This window comes from Formosa sp. A9 (genome assembly GCF_051200825.1).
GTDB lineage: Bacteria > Bacteroidota > Bacteroidia > Flavobacteriales > Flavobacteriaceae > Formosa.
The window spans coordinates 891,650-907,166 of record NZ_CP195158.1 but is presented as its reverse complement, the minus strand read 5'-3'; the positions used below and the strand labels follow the sequence as shown (position 1 = coordinate 907,166).

Annotated in this window: 11 protein-coding genes and 5 tRNA genes; 1 reads left to right on the top strand and 15 read right to left on the bottom strand. The window is 36.6% G+C overall.

Going from position 1 to position 15,517, the window contains the following annotated elements:
* Positions 1–4: 4 nt before the first annotated feature.
* Positions 5–1,594, top strand: coding sequence for a peptide chain release factor 3 (locus ACR9EA_RS03980; RefSeq protein ID WP_435137845.1), 1,590 nt, complete (start codon positions 5–7; stop codon positions 1,592–1,594).
* A gap of 252 nt (positions 1,595–1,846) precedes the next feature.
* Here the strand turns inward: ACR9EA_RS03980 and ACR9EA_RS03975 are convergent, their stop codons facing one another.
* From ACR9EA_RS03975 to ACR9EA_RS03905, 15 genes are all read right to left on the bottom strand, one after another.
* Positions 1,847–2,164 (bottom strand): DUF3467 domain-containing protein, encoded by a 318-nt coding sequence (locus ACR9EA_RS03975; protein ID WP_435137842.1) that lies wholly within the window; start codon positions 2,162–2,164, stop codon positions 1,847–1,849.
* A gap of 175 nt (positions 2,165–2,339) precedes the next feature.
* Complete coding sequence (gene rpoC, locus ACR9EA_RS03970) at positions 2,340–6,644, bottom strand: DNA-directed RNA polymerase subunit beta' (RefSeq protein ID WP_435137839.1); 4,305 nt, start codon at positions 6,642–6,644, stop codon at positions 2,340–2,342.
* 69 nt (positions 6,645–6,713) lie between these two features.
* The gene (rpoB, locus tag ACR9EA_RS03965) at positions 6,714–10,526 is read right to left on the bottom strand and encodes a DNA-directed RNA polymerase subunit beta (RefSeq protein ID WP_435139808.1); all 3,813 of its coding nucleotides are present in this window, start codon (positions 10,524–10,526) and stop codon (positions 6,714–6,716) included.
* A gap of 123 nt (positions 10,527–10,649) precedes the next feature.
* On the bottom strand, positions 10,650–11,024 hold the full coding sequence (gene rplL, locus ACR9EA_RS03960; RefSeq protein ID WP_435137836.1) for a 50S ribosomal protein L7/L12: 375 nt from the start codon (positions 11,022–11,024) through the stop codon (positions 10,650–10,652).
* 63 nt (positions 11,025–11,087) lie between these two features.
* Positions 11,088–11,609, bottom strand: coding sequence for a 50S ribosomal protein L10 (gene rplJ, locus ACR9EA_RS03955; protein WP_435137834.1), 522 nt, complete (start codon positions 11,607–11,609; stop codon positions 11,088–11,090).
* A 19-nt stretch (positions 11,610–11,628) separates the two neighbouring features.
* Entirely contained in the window at positions 11,629–12,318 is a 690-nt protein-coding gene (gene rplA / locus ACR9EA_RS03950) for a 50S ribosomal protein L1 (protein ID WP_435137831.1), read from the bottom strand.
* 20 nt (positions 12,319–12,338) lie between these two features.
* Positions 12,339–12,776 (bottom strand): 50S ribosomal protein L11, encoded by a 438-nt coding sequence (gene rplK, locus ACR9EA_RS03945; protein WP_435137828.1) that lies wholly within the window; start codon positions 12,774–12,776, stop codon positions 12,339–12,341.
* Positions 12,777–12,849: 73 nt separating this feature from the next.
* Positions 12,850–13,404 carry a transcription termination/antitermination protein NusG gene (gene nusG / locus ACR9EA_RS03940; RefSeq protein WP_435137825.1) on the bottom strand — a complete coding sequence of 185 codons (555 nt, stop codon included), beginning with the start codon at positions 13,402–13,404 and terminating at the stop codon, positions 12,850–12,852.
* Positions 13,405–13,421: 17 nt separating this feature from the next.
* Positions 13,422–13,616: a preprotein translocase subunit SecE gene (gene secE / locus ACR9EA_RS03935; RefSeq protein WP_435137822.1), complete on the bottom strand. Its 195-nt coding sequence runs from the start codon at positions 13,614–13,616 to the stop codon at positions 13,422–13,424.
* Positions 13,617–13,635: 19 nt separating this feature from the next.
* Positions 13,636–13,708 (bottom strand) — tRNA-Trp (locus ACR9EA_RS03930).
* A gap of 61 nt (positions 13,709–13,769) precedes the next feature.
* Positions 13,770–14,957 carry an elongation factor Tu gene (tuf, locus tag ACR9EA_RS03925; RefSeq protein WP_435137819.1) on the bottom strand — a complete coding sequence of 396 codons (1,188 nt, stop codon included), beginning with the start codon at positions 14,955–14,957 and terminating at the stop codon, positions 13,770–13,772.
* A 61-nt stretch (positions 14,958–15,018) separates the two neighbouring features.
* A tRNA-Thr gene (locus ACR9EA_RS03920) sits at positions 15,019–15,090 on the bottom strand.
* Positions 15,091–15,099: 9 nt separating this feature from the next.
* Positions 15,100–15,172, bottom strand: a tRNA-Gly gene (locus ACR9EA_RS03915).
* A 124-nt stretch (positions 15,173–15,296) separates the two neighbouring features.
* Positions 15,297–15,378, bottom strand: a tRNA-Tyr gene (locus ACR9EA_RS03910).
* A gap of 33 nt (positions 15,379–15,411) precedes the next feature.
* Positions 15,412–15,485, bottom strand: a tRNA-Thr gene (locus ACR9EA_RS03905).
* Between the last annotated feature and the right edge of the window lie 32 nt (positions 15,486–15,517).

Genomic DNA, 15,517 nt, shown 5'->3' with positions numbered 1-15,517 from the left:
AATCATGAGTTTTAAAAGTGAAATAAACAGACGCCGTACTTTTGGTATTATATCGCATCCCGATGCTGGTAAAACCACACTAACCGAAAAATTACTTCTTTTTGGTGGTGCTATACAAGAAGCAGGAGCTGTTAAAAGCAACAAAATAAAAAAGGGAGCTACGAGCGATTTTATGGAAATTGAACGCCAGCGTGGTATTTCTGTAGCCACATCGGTATTAGCTTTTGAATATGATGGCATAAAAATTAATATTCTAGATACTCCTGGGCATAAAGATTTTGCTGAAGATACTTTTAGAACGCTAACCGCTGTAGACAGTGTTATAGTGGTTATTGATGTTGCGAAGGGTGTCGAGGAACAAACCGAAAAATTGGTTGAAGTTTGTCGCATGCGTAACATTCCTATGATTGTTTTTATCAATAAATTAGATAGAGAGGGAAAAGACGCTTTCGATTTACTTGATGAAGTTGAACAAAAACTAGGATTACATGTTGTGCCGCTTAGTTTCCCTATCGGTATGGGTTACGAGTTTAAAGGCATTTACAACATTTGGGAGAAAAATGTAAACTTGTTTAGCGGCGATAGCAGAAAAAATATTGAAGAAACTATTAAAATTTCGGATTTAGCCTCTCCTGAATTAGATAAATTAGTTGGAGAGAAATCGGCCAACACCTTGCGTGAAGAATTGGAATTGGTAGAAGGCATATATCCAGAATTCAACAAAGAAGATTATTTAAACGGACAAATTCAACCTGTATTTTTTGGTTCGGCATTAAACAATTTTGGTGTTCGCGAATTGTTAGATTGTTTTGTAAATATTGCCCCTAAACCAAGACCTAAACATAGCGAAGAACGTTTAGTAGAACCAGATGAAGATAAATTTACAGGTTTTGTTTTCAAGATTCACGCCAACATGGATCCAAACCACAGAAACCGTTTGGCTTTCGTAAAAATTGTTTCGGGTGAATTTAAACGTAATGCGCCTTATTTACATGTAAGGCACAACAAAAAAGTGAAATTTTCGAGTCCGAATGCATTTTTTGCTGAGAAAAAAGAAATTGTAGATATATCTTATCCTGGTGATATTGTTGGACTTCAAGATACCGGAAACTTTAAAATTGGAGATACCCTAACCGAAGGCGAAATTATTCATTACAAAGGAATTCCGAGTTTTTCGCCTGAACACTTTAGGTACATTAACAATGCCGACCCGATGAAGGCGAAACAATTGTACAAAGGGATTGACCAATTGATGGACGAAGGTGTTGCACAGTTGTTCACCTTAGAATTAAACGGCAGAAAAGTAATCGGAACCGTTGGAGCTCTGCAATACGAAGTTATTCAGTATCGTTTAGAACATGAATATGGCGCTAAATGTAGTTACGAAAACCTAAATGTTTATAAAGCGTGTTGGGTACAACCTAAGGATCCAAAAAGCGAAGAATATAAAGAATTTCTACGTGTGAAACAACGATTTTTAGCTAAAGACAAGCGTAACCAGTTAGTATTTCTGGCCGATTCGCAATTCTCTTTACAAATGACGGAACAAAAATATCCGAATATAAAATTCCATTTAACTTCGGAGTTTGATTAACATCATACATTATAACTAAAAAATCCCTTTTAACTAATATTAAAAGGGATTTTTTTGTTTTTATGCTTTTCCCGTTGGGCCAAAGTTCAACGAAATTGGTAGTTGCTCGTTGAAACTATTTCGAGCAACCTTCAATTAAACTCAACTCAATTTGGATTATGCTTCTCCCGTTGGGCCGAAGTTCAACGGAATTGGTGGTTACTCGTTGGAACTATTTCGAACAACCACCAATTAAACTTAACTCAATTTTGATTATGCTTCTCCTGTTGGGCCAAAGTTTAATGGAATTGGTGGTTGCTCGTAATCTTTAATTTCACCATGAGTTTGTTCGAATCTATGCACATTATCGCCTAATGCCTTTAATAAACGCTTAGCGTGTTGTGGCGTAAGAATTATTCTGGATTTCACCTTACTTTTAGGTGTACCAGGCATAATGCTAATAAAATCGACTACAAACTCCGAAACGGAATGATTGATAATTGCTAAATTAGAATAAATACCTTCAGCAATTTTTTCGTCTAACTCTATATTTATTTGTCCTTGTTTTTTTGGGTCTTTTTCGTCTGCCATAAAAATTTTATTTTTCACTTCCACGAAGTGGGAAGTTTTATTAATAATTATTTTAAAGAAAAAGCCCTACTAAATTTAGCAGGGCTTTTTCTTTTATTAAAGATCCCAACCTGCGTTGGGATAAATGCGACTTTCAGGATTCACTACGCTTAAGCTTGTGAACCCTGAGTCTTATTTAATTATAATTTACTTCTTGTTTTTTTGCTTGCATCATTTCGTCAAACTCTTCTTTAGAGCCTACAATAATGTGATCGTATCTACGCATACCAGTACCAGCAGGTATTTTATGTCCAACAATTACATTTTCTTTAAGGCCTTCAAGACTATCAACTTTACCAGCTACTGCAGCTTCATTAAGCACTTTTGTAGTTTCCTGGAAGGACGCAGCAGAAATAAATGATTTTGTTTGAAGCGACGCTCTTGTAATACCTTGTAAGATTGGTGTAGCCGTTGCTGGCTGCGCATCTCTAGCAGTTACAAGCTCTTTATCTTCACGACGCAATAGTGAGTTTTCATCTCTTAAAGTAAACGGTGTAATAATTTGACCTTCTTTAAGATTTGTAGAATCACCAGCATTTTCAACAACTTTCAATCCGAAAATTTTATCGTTTTCTTCAATAAAGTCGGCTTTATGTACTAATTGATCTTCTAAGAAAATAGTATCTCCAGAGTCGATAATTTGTACTTTACGCATCATTTGTCTTACAACAACTTCAAAATGCTTGTCGTTAATCTTCACCCCTTGTAAACGGTAAACTTCTTGTACTTCGTTTACTAAATATTGCTGTACCGCAGATGGGCCTTTAATATTTAAAATATCGTTTGGTGTTATAGAACCATCGGAAAGTGGCATACCTGCTTTTACGAAATCATTTTCCTGAACTAAGATTTGGTTAGATAATTTTACTAAGTATTTCTTAATATCTCCTAACTTAGATTCTACTATAATTTCGCGGTTACCACGTTTAATTTTTCCAAAAGAAACCACACCATCAATTTCACTTACTACAGCTGGGTTAGAAGGGTTACGTGCTTCGAACAATTCGGTTACACGAGGTAAACCTCCTGTAATATCCCCTGCTTTAGCAGATTTACGAGGTATTTTAACTAATACTTTACCAACTCCAATTTTCTCGCCATCGTCTATCATTAAATGCGCACCAACTGGTAAGTTGTACGAACGGATAACGTTTCCTTTAGCATCGTCTACATGAAGCGTAGGTATTAATTTTTTATTTCTAGATTCTGAAATTACTTTTTCTTGGAAACCAGTTTGCTCATCAATCTCTACCTGGTAAGTAATACCTTGCTCGATGTTTTCGTAACGTACTTTACCAGCAAATTCCGAAATAATTACACCGTTATAAGGGTCCCAAGAACAAACTACATCGCCTTTAGATAATTCGGCACCATTATCAATATAAATGGTAGAACCGTAAGGTATGTTATTTGTACTTAAAGTAATACCTGTTTTCTTATCGATTAATTTTAATTCTGATGTACGAGAAATTACAATATCCACTTCGTTACCTTCTCCATCTACACCTTTAACTGTTTTAAGGTCTTCGATTTCCGCAACACCATTAAACTTAACAATAAGTTTATTTTCTTCGGAAATGTTACCTGCAATACCTCCTACGTGGAATGTACGTAATGTTAACTGTGTACCTGGCTCTCCAATAGATTGGGCAGCAACTACACCAACAGCTTCTCCTAACTGAACCATTTTGTTAGTTGCAAGGTTTCTACCGTAACATTTAGCACAAATTCCTTTTTTGGCCTCACAAGTTAAAGCAGATCTTACTTCTACAGTATCCAATGGCGATTCGTTAATCTTATCGGCAATATCATCGTCGATTAACTGTCCAGCAGATACTAATAATTCTTCAGTTAGAGGATTGTAAACATCGTGTAATGATACACGACCAATAACGCGCTCTCCAAGAGATTCTACAATTTCGTCGTTTTTCTTTAACGGAGATACTTCTACACCTCTTAACGTACCACAATCTTCGCTATTAATAATAACATCTTGAGAAACGTCTACCAGACGACGTGTTAAGTAACCTGCATCGGCAGTTTTAAGAGCCGTATCTGCAAGACCTTTACGAGCACCGTGAGTAGAAATAAAGTATTCTAAAATTGAAAGTCCTTCTTTAAAGTTAGAAAGAATCGGGTTTTCAATAATTTCTCCACCACCTGCATTCGATTTTTTAGGTTTCGCCATTAATCCACGCATACCTGTAAGCTGACGAATCTGTTCTTTAGATCCACGAGCTCCAGAGTCAAGCATCATAAACACCGAGTTGAAACCTTGTTGGTCTTCGCGAATACGCTTCATAGACAATTCTGTCAATTCGGCATTTGTAGACGTCCAGATATCAATAACTTGGTTATAACGTTCGTTATTTGTTATAAGTCCCATGTTATAGTTACCCATAATACCATCTACTAAAGTATTGGCTTTATCGATCATTCCTTGTTTTTCTGGTGGGATAATAATATCTCCTAAACTGAATGACAATCCACCTTGGAAGGCAAATTTATAACCTAAAGATTTTATTTCGTCTAAGAATTCTGCTGTTTCAGGAACAGAAGTTACTCTTAGAATGTTTCCAATAATATCTCTTAACGATTTTTTAGTTAATACTTGGTTAATATAACCTGCTGCTTGCGGTACTTTTTCGTTGAATAATACACGTCCAACAGTAGTTTCTACAATTTGTAAGGCTATCTCGCCTGCTTCATTAAAGTCGTATGTTCTAACTTTAATTCCCGCGTTAAGATCTACACGTTTTTCGTTAAAGGCTATAACTACTTCCTCTGGAGAGTAAAATGTTAAGCCTTCGCCTTTAATTGGCACTTCTGGTGTAGACTTACGTAACTTGGTCATATAATACAATCCAAGAACCATGTCTTGAGAAGGTACTGTTACTGGCGAACCATTTGCAGGGTTTAAGATATTATGAGACGCTAACATTAACATTTGCGCTTCAAGAATAGCTTCTGGCCCTAACGGTAAATGCACCGCCATCTGGTCACCATCAAAATCCGCGTTAAACGCCGTACACACTAATGGGTGTAACTGGATTGCTTTACCTTCAATCAATTTAGGTTGGAAGGCCTGAATACCAAGTCTGTGTAACGTAGGAGCACGGTTTAGTAATACTGGATGGCCCTTAAGCACATTTTCCAAGATATCCCAAACCACTGGCTCTTTTTTATCTATAATTTTCTTAGCAGATTTTACAGTCTTTACAATACCTCTTTCAATTAACTTACGTATTACAAAAGGTTTGTATAGCTCGGCTGCCATATTTTTAGGTAAACCACACTCGAACAATTTCATTTCTGGTCCTACAACAATTACCGAACGTGCAGAATAATCAACACGCTTACCTAATAAGTTTTGACGGAAACGACCTTGCTTACCTTTTAAACTATCGGATAACGATTTTAAAGGTCTGTTAGAATCTGTCTTTACAGCAGATGCTTTACGTGTATTATCGAATAACGAGTCTACAGATTCCTGTAACATACGTTTTTCGTTACGTAAAATCACCTCTGGTGCTTTAATCTCAACAAGACGCTTTAAACGGTTGTTACGAATAATTACACGACGGTATAAATCGTTCAAATCTGAAGTCGCAAAACGACCACCATCTAATGGTACTAACGGACGTAATTCTGGTGGAATAACCGGAATTACTTTCATAATCATCCATTCCGGACGGTTTTCTCTATTTTCGTTAGACTCACGCAAAGCTTCAACCACTTGTAAACGCTTTAAAGCTTCGGTTTTACGTTGCTTAGAGGTTTCGGTATTGGCTTTATGACGTAATTGATACGATAATGTATCTAAATCTATACGAGCTAATAATTCTATAAGACATTCAGCACCCATTTTAGCAATAAACTTGTTCGGGTCTGTATCTTCTAAATATTGATTGTCTTGAGGAAGGGTTTCTAAAATGTTTAAATACTCTTCTTCTGTTAAGAAATCCATTTTTTGTAATGGGTCTCCTTCGGCACTTTTTGCATTACCTGGTTGAATTACTACATAACGTTCGTAGTAAATAATCATATCTAATTTCTTAGACGGTAATCCTAATAAATACCCAATTTTATTTGGTAAAGAACGGAAGTACCAAATGTGCGCTACAGGAACAACAAGGTTGATGTGCCCAACGCGATCACGACGTACTTTCTTTTCTGTTACTTCAACACCACAACGGTCACAAACTATACCTTTGTAGCGAATACGCTTATATTTTCCACAAGCACATTCGTAGTCTTTTACAGGACCAAAAATACGCTCACAGAATAAACCATCACGTTCTGGTTTATGAGTTCGATAATTGATAGTTTCTGGCTTTAAAACTTCACCGTTAGACTCTGCTAAAATAGACTCTGGTGAGGCTAAACCAATTGAGATTTGGTTAAATCTCTTTACTGTATTCTTATCTTGTTTTCTTGCCATAATATATGGTGATATCGAATTATTTGTAAACTTTAGTCCATCGGGTTAAATAACCCGATGAACAATATATTATTCCTCTAATCTAATGTCTAGACCTAAACCTTTCAATTCGTGCATTAATACGTTGAAAGATTCTGGTAAGCCTGGTTCTGGCATTTGCTCGCCCTTAACGATAGACTCGTAAGTTTTAGCTCTACCAATAACGTCATCAGATTTCACTGTCAGTATTTCTCTTAGGGTTGCCGAAGCACCGTATGCTTCAAGCGCCCAAACTTCCATCTCTCCAAAACGCTGACCACCAAATTGTGCTTTACCACCTAATGGTTGTTGTGTAATTAAAGAGTAAGGTCCAATAGAACGTGCGTGCATTTTGTCATCAACCATATGTCCTAATTTTAACATATAGATAACTCCAACAGTTGCAGGCTGGTCGAAACGATCTCCTGTACCACCATCGTAAAGATGGGTATGACCATATCTTGGAATTCCAGCTTCGTCTGTTAATTCGTTAATTTGATCGATTGTAGCACCATCAAAAATAGGAGTCGCATACGTACGTCCTAATTTTTGACCAGCCCAACCTAATACAGTTTCGTAAATCTGACCAATGTTCATACGTGATGGTACCCCAAGTGGATTTAATACGATATCTACAGGTGTTCCATCTTCTAAGAATGGCATATCTTCCTGACGTACAATACGTGCAACAATACCTTTGTTACCGTGACGCCCTGCCATTTTATCTCCTACTTTAAGTTTACGTTTCTTAGCGATGTAAACTTTAGCTAATTTTATAATTCCAGAAGGTAATTCATCTCCTACAGAAATGGTAAACTTCTCACGACGTAAAGAACCTTGTAAGTCGTTTTCCTTAATTTTGTAGTTATGAATTAAATCTGCAACTAATTTATTAGTGTGCTCGTCGGTAGTCCACACACCAGATGTTAAGTGCGTATAATCTTCTACAGCATTTAACATTTTTAGGGTATATTTCTTACCTTTTGGTAATACTTCTTCGCCTAAATCATTATAAATACCTTGAGCTGTTTTACCACCAACTAAAGCAAATAATTTATCGATTAAGATGGTTTTTAAGTCTTCGAATTTCGCATAATAAATACCTTCTAATTGTGTTATATCTTCTTTATCTTTTGCTCTTTTGCGTTTATCTTTAACCGCACGAGCAAATAATTTCTTGTCGATAACTACACCGTTTAAAGATGGAGACGCTTTTAATGAAGCATCTTTTACATCGCCCGCTTTATCACCAAAGATGGCGCGTAATAATTTCTCTTCTGGAGTAGGATCGCTTTCTCCTTTAGGTGTAATTTTACCAATAAGAATATCGCCAGGTTTTACTTCTGCACCAACGCGAATCATTCCGTTTTCATCTAAATCTTTAGTAGCTTCTTCAGATACGTTAGGAATATCGTTAGTTAACTCTTCGTTACCTAACTTGGTATCTCTCACTTCTAAAGAATACTCATCGATATGGATAGAAGTAAAGATATCTTCACGTACTACCTTTTCAGAAATCACAATCGCATCCTCGAAGTTATACCCTTTCCAAGGCATGAAGGCTACTTTCATGTTTCTACCAAGTGCCAATTCGCCATTCTCTGTGGCATAACCTTGACAAAGTACTTGACCTTTTTGAACCTTATCGCCTTTACGAACGATAGGTTTTAAGTTGATAGAAGTACCTTGGTTTGTTTTTCTGAATTTTACTAACGGATATGTTTTAGTATCGCTATCAAAACTTACCGCAGCTTCATCTTCGGTACGATCGTAACGGATTACAACTTCGTTAGCATCAACATATTCTACTATTCCGTCGCGTTCTGCATTTATCAATACACGAGAATCTTTAGCAACCTGACGTTCTAAACCAGTTCCTACAATAGGTGCTTGCGCTCTTAATAAAGGTACTGCCTGACGCATCATGTTAGATCCCATCAATGCACGGTTCGCATCATCATGCTCTAAGAACGGAATTAAAGATGCCGAGATAGACGAAATTTGGTTTGGTGCTACATCGGTATAATGAATGGCTGTTGGCTCGATTACTGGGAAATCTCCCTCCATTCTAGCAATTACTTTATCGTGTAAAATATTGCCTTCATCATCTATTTTAACCGTAGCCTGAGCAATTAGTTTTTCTTCTTCCTCCTCTGCACTTAAATACACAGGTGGATTTTTAATATCTACAGCACCATCTACAACTGGACGGTAAGGCGTTTCTATGAATCCCATAGAATTAACCTTAGCGTATACAGATAACGATGAAATTAAACCAATGTTTGGACCTTCAGGTGTTTCAATAGGACAAAGACGACCATAATGCGTATAGTGAACGTCACGAACCTCGAAACCTGCTCTTTCACGAGAAAGACCACCTGGACCAAGAGCCGATAAACGACGCTTGTGTGTAATCTCTGCTAATGGATTGGTTTGATCCATGAACTGAGATAACTGGTTTGTACCAAAGAACGAGTTAATTACAGACGATAAAGTTTTCGCGTTAATCAAATCGATTGGTGTAAACACCTCGTTATCACGAACGTTCATACGCTCGCGAATAGTACGTGCCATACGGGCTAAACCAACTCCGAACTGTTGAGATAACTGTTCACCTACAGTACGTACACGACGGTTAGATAAGTGATCGATATCATCAATCTCTGCTTTAGAGTTAATAAGCTCGATTAAATATTTTATAATGGTAATGATATCTTCTTTGGTAAGCACTTGCTTATCCATACCAATATCAAGACCTAATTTTTTATTCATTCTGTAACGTCCTACTTCACCTAAAGAGTAACGTTGATCCGAGAAGAATAATTTATCTATAATTCCTCTTGCGGTTTCTTCGTCTGGTGGTTCAGCATTACGTAATTGACGATAGATGTGCTCTACAGCCTCTTTTTCGGAGTTTGTAGGGTCTTTTTGAAGCGTGTTGTGAATAATGGCATAATCACCTTGTTGCGCAGTTTCTTTATGTAAAAGCACTGTTTTAACATTCGCTTCAAGAATTTCTTCAATATTATCTTTATCTAAAACGGTATCACGATCTAATACAATTTCATTACGCTCGATAGATACAACTTCTCCTGTATCTTCGTCTACGAAATCTTCGTGCCATGTGTTAAGTACACGTGCAGCAAGTTTACGTCCTTGATATTTTTTTAAACCAGATTTCGATACTTTAACTTCTTCAGCTAAATCAAAAATTTCTAATATATCTTTATCACGTTCAAAACCTATGGCTCTAAACAAAGTAGTTACTGGTAATTTTTTCTTACGATCGATATACGCATACATTACACTGTTAATGTCTGTAGCGAATTCAATCCAAGATCCTTTAAATGGAATAACTCTAGCAGAGTATAATTTTGTCCCATTAGCATGGAATGATTGACCAAAGAAAACTCCTGGAGAACGGTGTAACTGAGAAACCACAACGCGTTCTGCACCATTAATGCAAAACGTACCACTAGGCGTCATATAAGGTATAGTTCCTAAATACACATCTTGAACAATGGTCTCGAAATCCTCATGTTCAGGATCTGTACAGTATAATTTTAACCTTGCTTTAAGCGGAACGCTGTAAGTAAGTCCTCTTTCAATACATTCTTCGATAGAGTATCTTGGTGGATCAATGAAGTAATCTAAAAATTCTAAAACAAATTGATTACGGGTGTCTGTAATTGGGAAATTTTCCATGAAGGTATTGTATAACCCTTCATTACCTCTTTCTTCAGATTTAGTTTCTAACTGGAAAAAATCCTGGAAGGACTTAATCTGAATATCCAAGAAATCTGGATATTCTGTTCTATTGACAATAGACGAGAAATTTAATCTTTCAGCTTGTGTTACTAACATCAATGGACGAAATTTTGATTAAAAATAATAATGACAGCGTATCTTACTAATATATACGCAAAATGGTTTAGGTCTTAGAGTACCACTCTAGACCTAAACCTTTGTATTGTTTGGTAGCTAAGCTTACTTAAGCTCAACCTCTGCTCCAGCCTCTTCTAAAGAAGATTTTAAACCTTCAGCTTCGTCTTTAGAAACACCTTCTTTAATTGCGCTAGGTGCACCATCAACTAATTCTTTAGCTTCTTTTAATCCTAATCCAGTTAATTCTTTAACTAATTTTACTACTGCTAGTTTAGAACCACCAGCGGCTTTAAGGATTACGTCGAATTCTGTTTGCTCTTCAGCGGCTTCACCACCAGCAGCAGGTCCAGCAGCTACAGCTACAGCAGCAGCAGCAGGCTCGATACCATATTCTTCTTTTAATATAGTAGCTAACTCATTTACTTCTTTTACTGTTAAGTTAACTAATTGTTCTGCGAAATCTTTTAAATCTGCCATTTTCTATCGTTTTAATGATTTTTTTAATTTAATATAATTGTGTAAAAGTGCGTACTTTTTATATTATCCCTCTTTTTGAGATAATGTTTTTAAGATACCTGTTAATGTATTTCCACTTGATTGAAGTGCAGATACAACATTCTTAGCAGGCGATTGTAACAATCCAATGATATCTCCAATTAACTCTTCACGAGATTTGATATCTACTAAAGTATCTAATTGATCGTCTCCAATGTAAATTGCTTCTTCAATAAATGCACCTTTTAATAAAGGCTTTTCTGATTTTTTTCTAAAAGCTTTAATTACTTTGGCTGGAGCATTACCTGCCTCAGCATACATTACAGAAGTGTTACCTTTTAAAACCGATGGTAAATCTCCAAAATCTTTATCTGAAGCTTCCATTGCTTTTTCTAGTAATGTATTTTTAACGATCGCTAATTTAATATTTGCTTTAAAACAAGCGCGACGTAAGTCTGAAGTTAACCCAGCGTTTAGACCTGAAATATCTGCGATGTAGATATTTGCATTATCGGCTAATTGTGCAGTTAAGTCTTCAATTACTTGTGATTTTTCTTCTCTTGTCATAATAAAAGTTTTTAACTAATTAACCAACTTTTGGGTCAACAGCAACACTAGGGCTCATGGTACTAGATAAGAAAATGCTCTTAACATAAGTTCCTTTTGCTGCAGTTGGCTTTAATTTTATTAGCGTTTGTATTAATTCGTTTGCGTTTCCTGCAATTTTGTCTGCACTAAAAGATGCTTTACCAATAGCTGCATGTACTATACCAGTTTTATCTACTTTAAAGTCGATTTTACCAGCTTTTACTTCAGTTACTGCTTTTGCTACATCCATAGTTACTGTACCTGTTTTTGGGTTAGGCATTAAACCTCTAGGCCCTAAAATACGTCCTAATGGCCCTAATTTACCCATTACAGCAGGCATAGTAATGATTACGTCTACATCTGTCCATCCGCTCTTAATTTTATCAAGATACTCGTCTAAACCAACATAATCTGCTCCAGCTTCTTTAGCTTCTGCTTCTTTATCTGGAGTTACTAATGCTAAAACTTTTACATCTTTACCTGTACCATGAGGAAGAGATACTACACCTCTAACCATTTGGTTTGCTTTTCTAGGATCTACTCCTAAACGAACAGCGATATCTACAGATGCATCAAACTTTGTATTTGTGATATCTTTTACTAATGCTGATGCTTCAGTAATAGAATAAAGTTTTCCTTTTTCTATTTTTGCTAAAGCTTCTTTTTGCTTTTTTGTTAATCTTGCCATTTTAAATGTCTTTTTCTAGATTAATTTGGCGCGTTTCCGGTTACGGTAATTCCCATAGACCTTGCGGTACCTACAATCATTTTCATAGCAGATTCTAATGTAAATGCATTTAAGTCTTGCATTTTATCTTCTGCGATGGTTTTAATTTGGTCCCAAGAAACTTTAGCTACTTTTTTTCGGTTTGGTTCGCCTGAACCTTTTTTCACCTTGGCCGCTTCTAATAATTGTACTGCTGCTGGTGGTGTTTTGATTACAAAGTCGAATGATTTGTCTTTGTAAACAGAAATTACAACTGGTAATACTTTACCGGCCTTATCTTGCGTTCTAGCATTGAATTGCTTACAGAACTCCATGATATTAACACCTGCAGCTCCTAAAGCGGGTCCAACCGGTGGCGACGGATTCGCTGCACCTCCCCGAACTTGTAACTTAACTACTTTACCTAATTCTTTTGCCATTTTTAATAATTTAATTGTGATGCGCTTATACTGTTGGAAGCGGTATTACACATCGGTATAGTTGTAACAATTATTATACTTTTTCTACCTGCATATAGCTTAGTTCTAAAGGTGTTTTTCTTCCAAAAATCTTCACCATAACTTCTAGCTTACGCTTTTCTTCATTTATCTTTTCTATGGTACCATCAAAACCGTTGAATGGTCCATCGATAACTTTTACTGTTTCGCCAATAGTATAAGGTATAGCTACGTTCTTTTCTGTTTCTACAGTTAACTCATCAACTTTACCTAACATTCTGTTTACTTCAGACTGTCTTAATGGCACAGGATCTCCACCTTTTGTTTCTCCTAAAAACCCAATAACATTGGTTACAGATCTAATAATATGTGGTATTTCGCCACTTAAATTGGCTTGTACCATAATGTATCCTGGAAAATAAACTTTCTCTTTACTTATTTTTTTTCCATTACGGATTTGTATTACTTTTTCTGTAGGAACAAGTACTTGATCTACATAATCTTGAAGCCCTAAACGAGCAATTTCATTCTCGATATAGGCTTTAATCTTATTTTCCTGACCACTTACAGCTCTAACAACATACCACTTTTTCGCATTCCCTTCAGACATAAAATTTGTTTTATTTTTTAGTTTATCAAGTGAAAGTAAAATGATATGACTTTGCTGAATACTGTATCTACTCCCCATATTGCTAAAGAGAATAATGTAGAGAATACAGCTACTAAAATAGTTAAGCTTTGCGCCTCTGCCATTGTTGGCCAAGTTACATTATGCTTTAGCTCTTCGAATGATTCTTTTACGTAATTTACAAATCCAGCCATTATTTAAATACTTTATTAGCACGGGTTGAGAGACTCGAACTCCCGACACCTGGTTTTGGAGACCAGTGCTCTACCAACTGAGCTAAACCCGTAAGTAAAAGTTAAGGCATTTCGTTATTGAAATACCTTAACCTTTTATTTATTAAACTTTAATTAGTCTAAAATTTCAGTTACCTGACCAGCACCTACTGTACGACCACCTTCACGGATTGCGAAACGTAAACCAACGTTCATTGCAATAGTGCTAAGTAATTCTACAGTAATAGTTAAGTTATCACCAGGCATTACCATTTCTACTCCGTCAGGTAATTGGATAGTTCCAGTTACGTCAGTTGTACGTACGTAGAACTGTGGACGGTAGTTGTTATGGAATGGAGTGTGACGTCCACCTTCTTCTTTTTTAAGGATATAAACCTCAGCCTTAAATTTAGCGTGTGGAGTTACAGAACCAGGCTTAGTAATTACCATACCTCTTTTGATTTGTTCTTTATCGATACCTCTTAATAAGATACCAACGTTATCTCCAGCTTCACCTCTATCTAATATTTTACGGAACATTTCAACTCCAGTAATAGTAGAAGTTAATTTCTCAGCACCCATACCGATAATTTCAACAGCATCTCCTGTGTTAGCTACACCAGTTTCGATACGTCCAGTTGCTACTGTACCACGACCTGTAATAGAGAATACGTCTTCGATAGGCATTAAGAAAGGCTTATCTACATCACGCTCTGGTAATTCGATCCAGTTATCAACAGCATCCATTAATTCCATTACTGTATCAACCCATTTTTGCTCACCATTTAAAGCTCCTAAAGCAGATCCAGATACAACAGGTCCATTGTCACCATCGTACTCATAGAAGTTTAATAAATCTCTAACTTCCATATCTACTAATTCTAAAAGCTCTTCATCGTCAACCATATCAACTTTGTTTAAGAAAACAACGATACGAGGAATACCTACCTGACGACCTAATAAGATGTGTTCACGAGTTTGTGGCATTGGACCATCTGTAGCAGCAACTACTAAGATAGCACCATCCATTTGCGCAGCACCAGTTACCATGTTCTTTACGTAATCCGCGTGACCTGGACAGTCAACGTGAGCATAGTGACGGTTAGCTGTAGAATATTCAACGTGAGATGTATTAATAGTAATACCTCTTTCTTTTTCTTCTGGAGCGTTATCGATAGAATCGAAACTTCTCAATTCTGATAAACCAGCGTTAGCTAATACTGTAGTAATAGCAGCTGTTAAAGTTGTTTTACCGTGATCTACGTGTCCAATAGTACCTATATTTAAGTGTGGTTTGGAACGATCAAAAGTTGCCTTTGCCATGTTTTAAAATTTAATCTTAGTTATATAATAATATTAGTGTATACTTATTATGTCTTACTTGAGCCAATGACGAGATTTGAACTCGTGACCTCTTCCTTACCAAGGAAACGCTCTACCCCTGAGCTACACCGGCTTAAAATTGAGCGGGAGACCGGGTTCGAACCGGCGACATTCAGCTTGGAAGGCTGACGCTCTACCAACTGAGCTACTCCCGCAAATTTTTCATGTTTTAAGGATTCACTCGCAAGCTAGTGCATCCGTAAGGGTGACCCCTTACCAAAATTTCAAAACAAAGTTTTACAAAAATATTTTTTTGACACCTTTTTATTTGAAATTTCGTGGGGAGAGCAGGATTCGAACCTGCGAAGACATAGTCAGCAGATTTACAGTCTGCCCTCGTTGGCCGCTTGAGTATCTCCCCGATTATAAAAATTTCACTCTTTTAAAGAACTTGAGCCGATGGAGGGACTCGAACCCACGACCTGCTGATTACAAATCAGCTGCTCTAGCCAGCTGAGCTACATCGGCTTTTTAAACTTTTTTCACCACAAAAAAAGCCC

What these genes read in the sequence shown, in the direction of transcription:
- rplJ (WP_435137834.1), bottom strand. Translation starts at nt 11,609, where the DNA reads ATGACAAGAGAAGAAAAATCACAAGTAATTGAAGACTTAACTGCACAA.
- tuf (WP_435137819.1), bottom strand. Translation starts at nt 14,957, where the DNA reads ATGGCAAAGGCAACTTTTGATCGTTCCAAACCACACTTAAATATAGGT.
- secE (WP_435137822.1), bottom strand. Translation starts at nt 13,616, where the DNA reads ATGGCTGGATTTGTAAATTACGTAAAAGAATCATTCGAAGAGCTAAAG.
- rpoC (WP_435137839.1), bottom strand. Translation starts at nt 6,644, where the DNA reads ATGGCAAGAAAACAAGATAAGAATACAGTAAAGAGATTTAACCAAATC.
- rplA (WP_435137831.1), bottom strand. Translation starts at nt 12,318, where the DNA reads ATGGCAAGATTAACAAAAAAGCAAAAAGAAGCTTTAGCAAAAATAGAA.
- ACR9EA_RS03980 (WP_435137845.1), top strand. Translation starts at nt 5, where the DNA reads ATGAGTTTTAAAAGTGAAATAAACAGACGCCGTACTTTTGGTATTATA.
- nusG (WP_435137825.1), bottom strand. Translation starts at nt 13,404, where the DNA reads ATGTCTGAAGGGAATGCGAAAAAGTGGTATGTTGTTAGAGCTGTAAGT.
- rplK (WP_435137828.1), bottom strand. Translation starts at nt 12,776, where the DNA reads ATGGCAAAAGAATTAGGTAAAGTAGTTAAGTTACAAGTTCGGGGAGGT.
- rplL (WP_435137836.1), bottom strand. Translation starts at nt 11,024, where the DNA reads ATGGCAGATTTAAAAGATTTCGCAGAACAATTAGTTAACTTAACAGTA.
- ACR9EA_RS03975 (WP_435137842.1), bottom strand. Translation starts at nt 2,164, where the DNA reads ATGGCAGACGAAAAAGACCCAAAAAAACAAGGACAAATAAATATAGAG.
- rpoB (WP_435139808.1), bottom strand. Translation starts at nt 10,526, where the DNA reads ATGTTAGTAACACAAGCTGAAAGATTAAATTTCTCGTCTATTGTCAAT.